This is a genomic window from Cytobacillus oceanisediminis, from assembly GCF_022811925.1.
Taxonomy (GTDB): domain Bacteria; phylum Bacillota; class Bacilli; order Bacillales; family Cytobacillaceae; genus Cytobacillus; species Cytobacillus oceanisediminis_D.
Window position 1 is genome coordinate 2,046,997 of sequence record NZ_CP065511.1, and the last position, 13,374, is coordinate 2,060,370.

The 13,374-nt window shown below is 41.7% G+C and carries 16 protein-coding genes; all 16 read left to right on the plus strand.

The window, feature by feature from the left end:
- The first annotated feature begins 51 nt into the window (after window positions 1-51).
- The 16 genes from IRB79_RS10495 to dprA all read left to right on the plus strand — a co-directional run bounded on the left by IRB79_RS10495 (window position 52) and on the right by dprA (window position 12,989).
- Window positions 52-384 carry a putative DNA-binding protein gene (locus tag IRB79_RS10495; protein ID WP_243508389.1) on the plus strand — a complete coding sequence of 111 codons (333 nt, stop codon included), beginning with the start codon at window positions 52-54 and terminating at the stop codon, window positions 382-384.
- A gap of 12 nt (window positions 385-396) precedes the next feature.
- Entirely contained in the window at window positions 397-1,749 is a 1,353-nt protein-coding gene (gene ffh / locus IRB79_RS10500; RefSeq protein ID WP_243508390.1) for a signal recognition particle protein, read from the plus strand.
- A 233-nt stretch (window positions 1,750-1,982) separates the two neighbouring features.
- Window positions 1,983-2,255 (plus strand): 30S ribosomal protein S16, encoded by a 273-nt coding sequence (rpsP, locus tag IRB79_RS10505; protein ID WP_009330784.1) that lies wholly within the window; start codon window positions 1,983-1,985, stop codon window positions 2,253-2,255.
- A gap of 11 nt (window positions 2,256-2,266) precedes the next feature.
- A complete protein-coding gene (locus tag IRB79_RS10510) occupies window positions 2,267-2,497 on the plus strand; it encodes a KH domain-containing protein (protein ID WP_009330783.1) in 231 nt (76 codons plus the stop codon).
- A gap of 148 nt (window positions 2,498-2,645) precedes the next feature.
- A complete protein-coding gene (locus IRB79_RS10515) occupies window positions 2,646-3,032 on the plus strand; it encodes a YlqD family protein (RefSeq protein WP_009330782.1) in 387 nt (128 codons plus the stop codon).
- A 12-nt stretch (window positions 3,033-3,044) separates the two neighbouring features.
- Entirely contained in the window at window positions 3,045-3,566 is a 522-nt protein-coding gene (gene rimM / locus IRB79_RS10520; RefSeq protein ID WP_243508391.1) for a ribosome maturation factor RimM, read from the plus strand.
- Entirely contained in the window at window positions 3,566-4,303 is a 738-nt protein-coding gene (trmD, locus tag IRB79_RS10525) for a tRNA (guanosine(37)-N1)-methyltransferase TrmD (RefSeq protein ID WP_243509344.1), read from the plus strand. The genes rimM and trmD overlap by 1 nt, the downstream gene beginning before the upstream one ends.
- Before the next feature lie 137 nt (window positions 4,304-4,440).
- Window positions 4,441-4,785, plus strand: coding sequence for a 50S ribosomal protein L19 (gene rplS, locus IRB79_RS10530; RefSeq protein ID WP_009330779.1), 345 nt, complete (start codon window positions 4,441-4,443; stop codon window positions 4,783-4,785).
- 215 nt (window positions 4,786-5,000) lie between these two features.
- The gene (lepB, locus tag IRB79_RS10535) at window positions 5,001-5,552 is read left to right on the plus strand and encodes a signal peptidase I (protein ID WP_035328928.1); all 552 of its coding nucleotides are present in this window, start codon (window positions 5,001-5,003) and stop codon (window positions 5,550-5,552) included.
- A 44-nt stretch (window positions 5,553-5,596) separates the two neighbouring features.
- Window positions 5,597-6,469, plus strand: a complete 873-nt coding sequence (gene ylqF, locus IRB79_RS10540; RefSeq protein WP_243508392.1) for a ribosome biogenesis GTPase YlqF — start codon at window positions 5,597-5,599, stop codon at window positions 6,467-6,469.
- 86 nt (window positions 6,470-6,555) lie between these two features.
- Window positions 6,556-7,335: a ribonuclease HII gene (locus IRB79_RS10545; RefSeq protein ID WP_243508393.1), complete on the plus strand. Its 780-nt coding sequence runs from the start codon at window positions 6,556-6,558 to the stop codon at window positions 7,333-7,335.
- An 11-nt stretch (window positions 7,336-7,346) separates the two neighbouring features.
- The gene (locus tag IRB79_RS10550) at window positions 7,347-9,206 is read left to right on the plus strand and encodes a hypothetical protein (protein WP_243508394.1); all 1,860 of its coding nucleotides are present in this window, start codon (window positions 7,347-7,349) and stop codon (window positions 9,204-9,206) included.
- Window positions 9,203-9,499 carry an EscU/YscU/HrcU family type III secretion system export apparatus switch protein gene (locus tag IRB79_RS10555; protein WP_243508395.1) on the plus strand — a complete coding sequence of 99 codons (297 nt, stop codon included), beginning with the start codon at window positions 9,203-9,205 and terminating at the stop codon, window positions 9,497-9,499. The genes IRB79_RS10550 and IRB79_RS10555 overlap by 4 nt, the downstream gene beginning before the upstream one ends.
- Before the next feature lie 305 nt (window positions 9,500-9,804).
- Window positions 9,805-10,965 carry an ADP-forming succinate--CoA ligase subunit beta gene (gene sucC / locus IRB79_RS10560; RefSeq protein WP_243508396.1) on the plus strand — a complete coding sequence of 387 codons (1,161 nt, stop codon included), beginning with the start codon at window positions 9,805-9,807 and terminating at the stop codon, window positions 10,963-10,965.
- A gap of 132 nt (window positions 10,966-11,097) precedes the next feature.
- A complete protein-coding gene (sucD, locus tag IRB79_RS10565; RefSeq protein ID WP_243508397.1) occupies window positions 11,098-12,000 on the plus strand; it encodes a succinate--CoA ligase subunit alpha in 903 nt (300 codons plus the stop codon).
- 113 nt (window positions 12,001-12,113) lie between these two features.
- Window positions 12,114-12,989 carry a DNA-processing protein DprA gene (gene dprA / locus IRB79_RS10570; RefSeq protein WP_243508398.1) on the plus strand — a complete coding sequence of 292 codons (876 nt, stop codon included), beginning with the start codon at window positions 12,114-12,116 and terminating at the stop codon, window positions 12,987-12,989.
- Window positions 12,990-13,374: the final 385 nt, after the last annotated feature.

The window sequence follows — 13,374 nt, forward strand, 5'->3', positions numbered from 1 at the left end:
CTATGTAAACTTACTTTGTAAAGGCTTTTCACTTAACAAGGGGGAAAAGGGATGCTCGAAAAAACAACGAGGATGAACTACCTATATGATTTCTATCAATCGTTGTTAACTCCTAAGCAGAGAAGCTATATGTCCCTGTACTACCTGGATGATTTTTCGCTTGGAGAGATTGCCGAGGAATATGATGTTAGCCGGCAAGCGGTATATGACAACATTAAAAGAACAGAAGCAATGCTTGAAGAGTATGAAGAAAAGCTATTATTATTTCATAAATTTCAAGAGCGCAGCAAGCTGATTGCAGAAATAAAAGAGATGCTTAAGGAAGGATCCCCTTCCCGAGATGCATTGGAAGAAGCAGTGGCAGAGCTTGAGAAATTAGATTAGGAGGCGGCATATATGGCATTTGAAGGATTGGCCGACCGACTGCAAAATACAATTCAGAAGATCCGCGGAAAAGGCAAAATTAATGAAGCGGATGTAAAAGAAATGATGCGTGAAGTCCGTCTCGCCCTTTTGGAAGCAGATGTAAACTTCAAAGTCGTCAAAGAGTTTGTCAAGAAAGTCAGCGAACGCGCTGTCGGGCAGGAAGTATTAAAGAGCCTGACGCCAGGACAGCAGGTCATTAAGGTTGTTAAAGAAGAATTAACGGAACTGATGGGCGGAGAGCAAAGTAAAATTGCTGTTTCCAATCGCCCTCCGACAGTCATTATGATGGTCGGTCTTCAGGGTGCCGGTAAAACTACTACAACCGGAAAGCTTGCAAACCTGCTCCGCAAAAAGTATAACCGCAATCCGATGCTGGTTGCTGCAGATATTTACCGCCCTGCGGCGATTAAACAGCTCGAAACGCTTGGCAAACAGCTGAATATGCCGGTCTTCTCCCTTGGCGATCAAGTCAGTCCTGTTGAAATTGCAAAACAGGCAATCGCAAAGGCAAAAGAGGATCACCATGATTATGTTCTGATCGATACAGCAGGAAGACTGCATGTGGATGAAGCCTTAATGGATGAGCTAAAGCAAATCAAAGAGCTTTCCAATCCAGATGAAATTTTCCTTGTTGTAGACGCCATGACCGGTCAAGATGCGGTTAATGTAGCGCAAAGCTTCAATGATCTGCTGGGTCTTACTGGGGTTGTCCTGACGAAGCTGGATGGCGATACCCGAGGCGGTGCGGCTCTATCCATTAGATCCGTAACAAACACGCCGATTAAATTCGTCGGTCTTGGCGAAAAGCTGGATGCGCTTGAAGCGTTCCATCCAGAACGGATGGCATCCCGTATATTAGGTATGGGAGATGTCCTATCCCTAATTGAAAAAGCACAGGCCAATGTGGATGAAGAAAAGGCAAAAGAGCTTGAGCAGAAGATGCGCACTGCTTCCTTCACATTTGATGATTTTTTGGATCAGCTTGGACAGGTTCGGAATATGGGGCCGCTGGATGAGCTTCTGAAAATGATGCCTGGCGCCAACAAAATCAAAGGCTTGAATAATATCCAAATCGACGAGAAGCAAATCACTCACGTTGAAGCGATTATTAAATCGATGACAAAGGAAGAGAAAACTCATCCGGAAATCATCAATTCAAGCCGCCGCAAACGGATTGCCAAGGGAAGCGGAAGAACCGTTCCTGAAGTCAACCGTCTGCTGAAGCAATTTGAAGACATGAAAAAGATGATGAAGCAAATGGCTGGCATGCAGCAAAAAGGCAAGAAAAAAGGCGGATTTAAGCTTCCTTTTAACCCTTTTTAGTAATGTCTAGCTCCAGCGCCTGCCCCCTCGAGGTCACAAGCCAATCCTCCGAAAAAGGCAAAGAACGCCTTTTCGAAAGGCTAGTCTTGTGCTTGTCGGGGGTGAGCAAGGCGCTTGCGCTTTTCTAGTCAATTAAGCTTTTCATAAGATGTAAAGAAAAAAACCTTTACAAACTAATTAACTATCTGATATTATACTATCTTGTGTGAAACTATTCGGAGGTGCTTTTTAAAATGGCAGTAAAAATTCGTTTAAAGCGTATGGGTGCTCACAAAAACCCTTTCTATCGTATCGTTGTAGCTGATTCTCGTTCTCCTCGTGACGGACGTTTCATTGAAACAGTAGGAACTTACAACCCGGTTGCTCAGCCAGCGATCGTTGAAATCAATGAAGAGTTGGCTCTTAAATGGCTTCAGACAGGCGCTAAGCCATCTGATACAGTACGCAACCTTTTCTCTAAGCAAGGCATTATGGAGAAATTCCATAACGCTAAAAACGGTAAGTAATTCACTATAAGATGAAAGAGCTTATCGAAACGATTGTTAAGCCCCTTGTTGATTTTCCGGAAGATGTTCAAGTGAATGTCCAAGAAGAGGATCAGCGCGTAACCTATCAGCTTTCCGTCAACAAGAATGACATGGGGAAAGTAATTGGGAAGCAAGGGCGCGTTGCGAAAGCAATACGGACCGTTGTCTATGCAGCAGGTTCATCAGAACAAAAGAAGATCTTTTTAGAGATCATCGAATAATTATCCTGCAATTGAGCAGGTATTACCAAAAAAGGAGGGGCTTCCCCTCCTTTTTTTACAATCTAAAAATATAAACATCGCCAACTAAGAATTTGACAGCAGTCAGTAAAGCCGTTTTTTAATCGGATCAATTTGGGAGGCGCTGTACATGAACATTATTCAATCGGTTACAGTTAAGCAGGTACTGACAGAGAACAGCAAGAAAGAACTGCTGGAAGGCTATATGGCCAAAAAAAAGCAGCTGCAGAAAGAAAGTGATCAGCTGAGGTTTGAACTGAAAAAACAGGAAAAAACCAAAAAACTGCATCCGGCCAGTCTAAAAAAGCATTTTGAAAAGGAAATTCAAATGAGGCAGGAAAAAGTCCAGCTGCTCGATTTTCAAATAGAACAATTACATATGCTACCATTAGGAAGCGAATTAAAAGAAAAAGAAGTCCAGGCGATTATTGAGGTTCAAAAGGGTACCCGCTGGGAAGACATAGAAAAAGGGAAAACCATCATCATAAGAGATGGAATTGTTGATGAAATACGCTAGAGGTGATAGTACATGCAGAAATGGTTCAACGTAGGAAAAATCGTGAACACTCATGGCATTAAAGGGGAAGCGAGAGTCATTTCCAAAACAGACTTTGCAGAAGAAAGGTATAAGCCGGGAAATAAACTTTATTTGTTCATGCCTGACGCAAAAGGTGATCCAATTGAGCTGACAGTGAAAACTCACCGTAGCCATAAATCATTCGATCTGCTTACCTTTGAAGGATACGAAAATATTAATGCAATTGAAAAAATGAAGGGCGGCATCCTGAAAATTTCAGAAGATCAGTTAGGCGATCTTGAAGAAGATGAATTTTACTACCATGAAATCATAGGGTGTACTGTTGAAACACTTGATGGAGCGGAAGTAGGTAAAATCAAGGAAATTCTTTCTCCTGGAGCAAATGATGTATGGGTAATCAAAGCAAAAGGCGGGAAGGAAATCCTGATCCCGTATATTGAAGATGTTGTTAAGGAAGTTAATGTGGAAGACAAACTTGTGAAAATTAATGCGATAGAAGGATTGCTTTCATGATGAATATTGATGTGCTCACGTTGTTTCCTGAAATGTTTGAAGGAGTTTTTGGGCATTCCATTTTAAAAAAAGCGGCTGAAAATGAAGCAGTGAAATATAATGTGGTCAACTTTAGGGAATATGCCGATAATAAGCACAAAACCGTAGATGATTATCCATATGGCGGAGGGGCGGGAATGGTTTTAAAACCGCAGCCCATATTTGATGCTGTAGATGATCTTCGCAGTAAAAGCGGGGCATCTCCGAGGGTTATTCTTCTGTGTCCTCAAGGAGAACGCTTTACACAGAAGAAAGCTGAAGAGCTTGCAGAAATGGATCACCTGATTTTTGTTTGCGGCCATTACGAGGGGTATGATGAAAGAATTCGGGAACATGTTGTAACCGATGAAATTTCAATTGGAGATTTTGTGTTGACTGGAGGAGAGCTCGGAGCCATGGTCGTAATCGATAGTGTTGTCCGATTGCTTCCTGGTGTGTTAGGCAACGAAGAATCACACATGAAAGACTCTTTCAGCACAGGTTTTCTTGAACACCCTCATTATACCCGTCCGGCGGATTTCAGGGGAATTAAAGTGCCGGATGTCCTTATGTCAGGTAATCATCGCCTTGTCGAAGAGTGGCGAGCCAAAGAATCCTTGAGAAGGACGTATGTAAGGCGTCCTGATCTTCTTGAGGATGCAGAATTAACAAAAGAACAGCAAAAATGGCTAGAAGAAATAAAAAAAGAAGATAAATAACATTGAAGTTGCCGTCCAAGTATGGTATGATACTTTTTGTGACTTAGGCTGAACTTGTTCAGTTTACGTCTGATAAAGATGTTCCGCTGCAAACATATAGGTTGTGCAAGAGCGTCTGCTGAGAGGAGTTGAAAACGATGCAAAAATTAATTGAAGAAATCACAAAAGAACAGCTTCGTACAGACCTTCCGTCTTTCCGTCCTGGTGATACTGTACGTGTACACGTAAGTATTGTTGAGGGAACTCGTGAGCGTGTACAGGTATACGAAGGTGTTGTGATTAAGCGTCGTGGTGGTGGAATCAGCGAAACTTTCACAGTTCGTAAGATTTCTTACGGTGTAGGCGTTGAGCGTACATTCCCTGTACACACACCTAAGATTGCGAAGCTTGAAGTTATCCGCCGCGGTAAAGTCCGCCGTGCGAAACTTTACTACCTGCGTAACCTTCGCGGTAAAAAAGCTCGTATCAAAGAAATTCGATAATAAAGAAAAGAAGGAGCTTGTTAATCAAGCTCCTTTTTCTTTCATGCAACAGCAGAATGCAAATAATATTACATAAATGTTAAATAATATATAAATAAGATTCCCATCGTGTTTATTAAGATGAATTTTTGTACAATAAAACAATAGAAATCACTTACTGCGGTACAAGCAGGGATATAAGCATAATTTTTGACGGAAGAATGGTGGGGAAGGCTATGGCAAAAAAGAAAAATGAATTGTGGGAATGGACAAAAGCTCTTGTAATCGCAGTCCTGTTAGCGGCAGTCATCAGATATTTTTTATTTGCGCCGATTGTGGTTGACGGCTTGTCCATGATGCCAACATTGCATGATCAGGATCGAATGATTGTTAATAAGTTCAGTTATAAGATTGGAGAGCCGGAGCGCTTCGACATCATTGTTTTCCATGCACCGGAAAACAAAGATTACATCAAAAGGGTAATAGGTCTTCCTGGAGATAAGATTGAATATAAAGATGATACTCTTTATGTTAATGGAAAAGCTTATGAAGAGCCATACCTGGATGAATATAAGAAGCAGGTAATCGATGGTCCGCTGACGGAGCCGTTTACTTTAAAAGAAAAGATAGGACAGGAAACAGTGCCAGAAGGCCACTTATTTGTAATGGGTGACAACCGCCGCTTCAGCAAGGACAGCCGTCACATTGGCCCTGTTGCAATGGAAGAAGTACTGGGCGATGCCGGAGTAATATACTGGCCTATAGAGGACATTCGCATCGTTGATTGATGATTCTTTGTTTTATAAATACATATCGGATGGAGGTGCCAGCTTTGACGATCCAGTGGTTTCCCGGTCATATGGCAAAAGCCCGCAGGCAGGTTACAGAAAAATTAAAACTGGTCGATATCATCTTTGAGCTCGTTGATGCAAGGATCCCTTATTCATCACGAAATCCGATGATCGATGAAATTATTCAGCACAAACCCCGGCTTGTTTTATTGAATAAAGCTGACATGGCTGATAAAGAAGCGACAAAAAAGTGGATCAAACATTTTGAAGATAAGGGCATAAGGGCTCTTGCGATAAACTCACAGGCGGGACAAGGCATGAAGGAAATCGTCTCCGCGTCTCAGGGGATTTTGCAGGAAAAGTTCGATCGTATGAAAGCGAAGGGTGTCAAGCCTAGAGCAATCCGGGCCATGATTGTAGGTATTCCAAACGCTGGAAAGTCCACCCTTATCAATCGCCTGGCCAAAAAGAATATAGCCAGGACAGGAAATACTCCCGGCGTTACGAAAGCCCAGCAATGGATAAAGGTAGGGAAAGAGCTGGAGCTTCTCGATACCCCTGGGATCCTATGGCCAAAATTTGAAGATCAGGAAGTAGGTCTTAAGCTTGCTCTGACTGGAGCAATAAAAGATACTATATTAAATCTTCAGGATGTTGCAGTATATGCCCTGCGCTTTCTCGGCGATAAATATCCAGATCGCCTGAATGGGCGATATCAGCTTGATGAAATCCCGGAAGATATTGTTGAAGTGTTTGATAAAATTGGCAGGCTGCGCGGCTGTCTGATGGGCGGCGGCGAAATTGATTATGATAAGGTAACAGAGCTGGTAATCAGAGAATTCCGTTCTGAAAAATTGGGGCCAATCACTTTGGAACTGCCTGAAGAGATGGCAGTTCGGAGTGAAGCTGAATAATTTAGATGAAGACCTTCTGTCCACAGGAGGCCTTTATTTTTTTGAAAAAATGCCGATACATACATTAAATTGAAAAGGAGATGGCCATGGCAAAGTTAACCATTCGCCAAATAGAAGAAAAGATCAAAACAATTAAGGTAGAGGATGACCCTTTCCTTCACTCTATAAAACATGATGACAGAAAAGGCGTACAGCAGCTTTTAGCAAAATGGCATTCCCGAAAGCTGCAGCAAAAGAAGATAATTGAAAAGCATAAAGAAATGACCCAGTATGAAGTTCGGTACAGGAGCCAGGGTTTTCAGTTTATTGCCGGAATAGATGAAGTAGGCAGGGGGCCTCTTGCAGGGCCAGTGGTAGCTGCAGCAGTTATTTTGCCTGAAGACTTCTGCCTGCCGGGTTTAGATGATTCAAAAAAGGTGCCTGAGAACAAAAGAGGAGAATTTTTTGAGATAATTAAGGCTAAGGCTGAGGCATTCAGCGTTGGAATCATTGAGCCTGAAGAAATCGACCGCATCAATATATTTGAAGCGACAAAAAAGGCAATGTTATCAGCAATTGAAGGGCTGAACCCAAAACCAGACTTCCTGCTTGTAGATGCCGTCAAACTTTTAACTCCATACCCAATGGAAGCAATCATTAAGGGAGATGGCAAAAGCATATCGATTGCTGCAGCCTCAATCATAGCTAAAGTCACGAGAGACAGAATGATGGCTGAAATAGGTACAGAGTTTCCCCAGTATGGATTCGAGAAAAATATGGGCTATGGGACGAAGGAGCATCTTGAAGCCATCACACTTCATGGAATTTCTCCTTATCATCGAAAGAGCTTTGCGCCAATAAAAGATCTTATTAGTGAAATAGAATAGAAGGTGAAGGCATGAAGCCGTCTGATATTATCCAAAGAATCATAAGGAATGACCAGAACAATGCAGTAAAAACAGCTGCATTTAGACCTGGGCAAATTGTCAGCGGAAAAATAGTAAAGCTATTTCCGAACCAGACGGCAGAGGTGCAAATCGGGTCTCATAAAGCGATTGCGCAGCTTGAAACCCCTTTGTCAGCCAACAGCAGATATTGGTTTAAAGTTGAGCCAGGTGAGGGAATGCTGCGCTTAAAGGTAATGGAGTCAGCAAACAGACCAGGTGCGGCAGCTCCGGCTGAAAGCCTTCTAAGCCAGCTGGGAATGCAGTTATCCAGAGAAAATAAAATGCTTATTCAATTTTTTCTTAAAGAACAGCTTCCAATAACAGGTGAAACATTAAAAATGGCATCTGAATGGATCAAGGAAAGCCAATCTGCTGAAGATGGCCTGAGGACAGTAAAAGAGCTGATTATTAGGCAGCTTCCTTTATCAAAGGATATTTTTACAGCGCTATCCTCAGTCTTGCATGGGGACTCTCTTTCTTCGCTTATGGGAGAATTACAGGAGGAGTTAAAGGGTGCTGATTTATCATTCAAAGGGCAGCAAATATATTCGCTCCTTGGGGATCTGACAAAGACTTCAAGAGAAAAACTAGGCCAGCAGGCTATATTCAGATTGTTTTCTGAGTGGCTGAATACAAAAAACCAGGCAAGTTCAAACACTGCTTTCCAGCTCCTGAAAGTATTGGGGCTGATGCCGGGTGAAGCGGATGAGGATACGGCTCTAAAGCAGCTTACGGAAGGAAGCATCCAAAATAAACCGATTAGTCATGTCCTGACAGAACTTCTGAAAGCAAATGAATCCGGAAACAGGCAGGAATTTATATTGAACTTGGCCAAGCTTAATGGGTTTATTTCACAAAGATCGGAAAGCAGTGGACAAGCTCAAACATTAGAAACCTTATTCAATGATATTCGAAATGGAAAGATTTCTTTTCCTGCAGAAAAGAATTTGCTTAACACCCTTTTCAAATCAGCTCTTTCTCACACATTAAATGCTGATTTGGGCCAATTATTGTCAGATGCACCTGGGTTAAAGCAGGCTGCTGTTCAGGCGGGGAGATTACTGGCCGGTGAGAAGCCTTCGGCAGCAGCGGCTCTCACACTGCAGGAAAAGACAATGCTGGAAGAACTGAAAAATAGCCTGCGAACAGAGTTGAATTTTACATATGACCAGCGGAATATTCATAGTGAATTAAAGAGAATAATCAGAACATTGGGGCTTTCTCATGAACATGACATTCTAAATTTATTAAAACATCACGATGAGGGAGCAGCCGAAAAGCTGGACACCCTTAAACCGCTCCTAATGGGCCTCTTAAATGAAGAAACTTCACATTCAGCTAAAGATGCAGCCGAACGGCTACTGCATAAATTAACCGGCTTTCAGGCTCTCTCACAGGAATCCGGTCCATTGCAGCACTATATCTTTCAGCTGCCGGTTTCCTTATGGGGGAAGATCTCCGATTTGACAATGCAGTGGAGCGGCCGGAAAACGGAAGCGGGAAAAATTGATCCCAGCCATTGCCGGGTTATATTTTATTTGAATTTGGAACATCTGAATGAAACGGTTGTCGATCTTCAAGTCCAAAACAGAATCATAAATATTTCAGTTATTAATGAGCACAAAGAAATAAAGACCTTAACAGCTTTATTTGCCGCTGACTTAAAAGAAAATCTTTTAAAATTAAATTATAAGCTGTCCTCAGTTTCCTTCCAAAAGCCGGAGTCTGCGGGAGATTCACTTTTGGCAAGAGAAACAATGACATCGATTGTGCAATCAAATCAATTCAGCGGAGTAGACATAAGGATATGAAAAAAGATCATGATAGACAAAGGAAAGAAGCGGTAGCATTAACCTATGATCCTGTGAATCAGGGTGCTCCAAAAATATCTGCAAAAGGAAAGGGCCTGGTTGCTGAGAATATCCTTGCAAAAGCTAAGGAACATGATATTCCGATTCAGGAAGATCCGGCCCTTGTGGAGCTTCTTGGCAAGCTTAACATCAATGAGGGAATACCAGAAGAACTTTATCAGGCTGTTGCTGAGGTGTTTGCTTTCATCTACAAGGCTGATCAGGAAGCTGGGAAGAGGGAAAATAAACAATAATCTATTCTGGTAAACCAATATGGTTCTTTCTCAGTGAATCATTTCGAAGGGATGAGAGCGGGATTTTACTTGAGTCTAATAGAAAAGAAAACTGTCGAAAAGTCAGTTTTTCTTTATTTTAAAAAAATATTTTTATGATAAATTATGTTCAAAACATCTATTATGACAGGGTTTCTGCACTTTTTAATATTTTTAATTTTTAAAGAAATATAATATTTTAGAGTAAATGGTAGACAAGGGTTGTGTCATTTTATAAAATGAAAGCGCAGTCTATTTTTTTGAAGAGTTAGATAGGAGGATGGGAAATGAATATACATGAGTATCAAGGTAAAGAAGTCCTCAGACAATACGGGGTAGCAGTTCCGAACGGAAAAGTGGCATTTACAGTAGAAGAAGCTGTTGAAGCTGCTAAAGAACTTGGCACTGAGGTATGTGTGGTTAAGGCACAAATCCACGCCGGAGGACGCGGTAAAGCTGGCGGTGTAAAAGTTGCCAAAAATCTTGACGAAGTTCGTACATATGCAGGTGAAATACTGGGAAAAACACTTGTTACACATCAAACAGGCCCGGAAGGCAAGGAAGTAAAACGTTTACTGATTGAAGAGGGCTGTGACATTAAGAAGGAATATTATGTTGGGCTAGTATTGGACCGCGCAACATCACGCGTAGTTTTAATGGCTTCTGAAGAGGGCGGCACAGAAATCGAAGAAGTGGCTGAACAGACGCCTGAAAAAATCTTCAAGGAAGAAATCGATCCTGTACTTGGTTTAACAGCATTCCAGGCGCGCAGAATCGCTTTTAATATCAATATCCCATCAAAGCTTGTCGGACAAGCTGTTAAATTCATGATGGGCTTATACAGAGCTTATATTGAAAAAGATTGCTCCATCGCTGAAATCAATCCATTAGTAGTGACTGGTGACGGCAAGGTAATGGCTCTTGATGCAAAGCTGAACTTTGATTCAAATGCTCTTTACCGTCAAAAAGATATCATGGCTCTTCGTGACCTTGAAGAAGAGGATGCAAAGGAAATCGAAGCATCAAAATATGACCTGAGCTATATTTCCCTTGATGGAAACATAGGCTGCATGGTTAACGGTGCAGGATTGGCGATGGCTACTATGGATATCGTTAAGCACTATGGCGGAGACCCGGCCAACTTCCTTGATGTTGGGGGCGGAGCAACTGCTGAGAAGGTTACTGAAGCTTTCAAAATCATCCTTTCTGATAAAAACGTAAAAGGTATTTTTGTTAATATCTTTGGCGGAATCATGAAGTGCGACGTCATCGCCACTGGTGTAGTGGAAGCAGCGAAGCAAGTAGGCTTGAATGTGCCTTTAGTTGTACGTTTGGAAGGTACGAATGTTGAATTGGGCAAGAAGATCCTTGCTGAATCCGATATCGATATCATCGCAGCTGAATCAATGGCTGACGGCGCACAAAAAATCGTTTCTTTAGTAGGCTAAGAATCAAAATTGAGCGACCGTTCAGTGCCAAAGTAATTTAGCGGATTCCGAATGGCATTTTTGCCTGAAAGATTTTTGCTGAAGCCTTTTAAGCGCAGGATGGCACTCTTTAGACCAGAAAGGAGAATTAACGTGAGCGTATTTATTAATAAAGATACTAAAGTTATAGTTCAAGGGATTACTGGTTCAACAGCCCTCTTCCATACAAAGCAAATGCTTGAATACGGAACGCAAATTGTCGGCGGTGTAACTCCGGGTAAAGGCGGTACTGAAGTAGAAGGTGTTCCTGTCTTTAATACTGTGGAGGAAGCTGTTAAGGCGACAGGTGCCAATGCCTCCGTTATCTATGTTCCAGCTCCATTTGCTGCAGATGCTATTCTTGAAGCGGTAGATGCAGAATTGGATCTAGCCATTTGTATCACTGAGCATATTCCTGTATTGGATATGGTTAAAGTTAAGCGCTATATGGAAGGCAAGAAGACTCGCCTTGTAGGTCCTAACTGCCCTGGTGTTATTACTCCTGATGAGTGTAAGATCGGCATTATGCCTGGATACATCCATACTAAAGGTCATGTTGGGGTTGTTTCCCGTTCTGGAACATTGACTTATGAAGCGGTACACCAGCTTTCACAGGCTGGAATCGGCCAGTCTACTGCTGTTGGAATCGGCGGAGACCCGGTTAACGGAACAAACTTCATCGATGTATTAAAAGCATTTAATGAAGATCCGGATACTTATGCTGTAATCATGATTGGTGAAATCGGCGGAACAGCTGAAGAAGAAGCTGCAGAGTGGGTTAAAGCGAATATGACTAAGCCAGTTGTAGGCTTCATCGGCGGACGCACTGCACCTCCAGGAAAGCGTATGGGCCATGCCGGCGCAATTATTTCAGGAGGCAAAGGAACAGCTGATGAAAAGATCCGTGTTATGAATGAATGCGGTATTCAAGTAGCGGACACTCCATCCGTAATGGGTGAAACCCTGATAAAGGTTTTAAAAGAAAAAGGCCTTTATGATGAGTGTAAAACCCATTAATTCTAATTGAATAACTTAAGAATAGTCCCTCTATTTGAGGGACTATTTCTGCATTGTGAAAACCGGTTATCCCCGCCTATACCCCGCTTTTTAAAAAATTCAGGAGGCTCCCCATGAAAGAATTTAATATGAGGCTCACCCATCTCCATCATTGCAGAGGAATGAGCTGGAAGATGATTTTTTACATTTTAAAGAAAGATCCCCAATTAAAATTTATGTATAATGATGCAACGCGCCGAATGATGCCCCAAATATTCACCACTCAAGATTCTCTTTCAAATGCACTCCAAGATCTTCATTCCGATCGAATCCAGAAACAAATCCGCCAATACTCACCAAATGGCATTAGAACCATTACTATTTTTGATGAGGAATATCCAAGGCTATTAAAAGAAACGTACCAGCCGCCATGGGTTATTTATGCGAGAGGTGATATCGGTCTTCTGAATAGCGGAACTCACCTGGCCGTTGTGGGATCCAGACAGGCAACAGAGTATGGAGAAAAAGCCATTCAATACATGTTTCCCAAGCTTATTGAAAAAGGGATTATTATTGTAAGCGGGCTGGCGGCTGGCATTGATGCCATTGCGCATAAGGAAGCAATCAAAAATAAAGGGAAAACAATTGGTGTCATAGCTGGCGGATTGTTCCATATTTATCCCCAGGCAAATCAAAAGCTAGCATATGAAATGATGAAAAATCAGCTGGTTATTTCTGAATATCCGCCAGACACAAGACCTTCAAGATGGCAGTTTCCAATGAGAAACCGAATCATCAGCGGCATTAGCAGAGGCACACTGATAATCCAGGCAAAAAGCAAAAGTGGCTCCCTTATCACAGCTAATTATGCGGTTCAAGAAGGAAGAGATGTCTTTGCAGTCCCCGGAAATATATTTAGCCCGTTTTCAGGGGGAACCAATGAATTAATTCAGCAAGGAGCCAAACTGGTAAAATCAGCTGAAGATATTTTAGAAGAATTCCTTTACTGATCAGTCAATGAAATAGGAGCCTTGTTATTAATTAAGTGCTCCTTTTCTTACATCAGCTCATATTAAATGTGTTAATTTAGAGGATTTTTTACAAAAAGGTTGAAATTCTATTAAAACTGTTATACATTTTGCAACAGGTATTATGGAAAGAAAAAGACTGCTTCTTTATTCATTTTAGAATTTTTTCTTGGAAACGTTTGCGGAAATATTCCGCTTAAGTTTGACAAACTTGAATAGAATGTAGAATAATAATGAATATTTCAATACGCAAGCAGTAAAGCTGATGATAACAGCAAGCTGACGAAGAATAATTCATATTAATTCAAATATGCTAAAAGACACTTAAACCGCTCCTCAGGATATAAATATCCAACCTGAGGCTGTT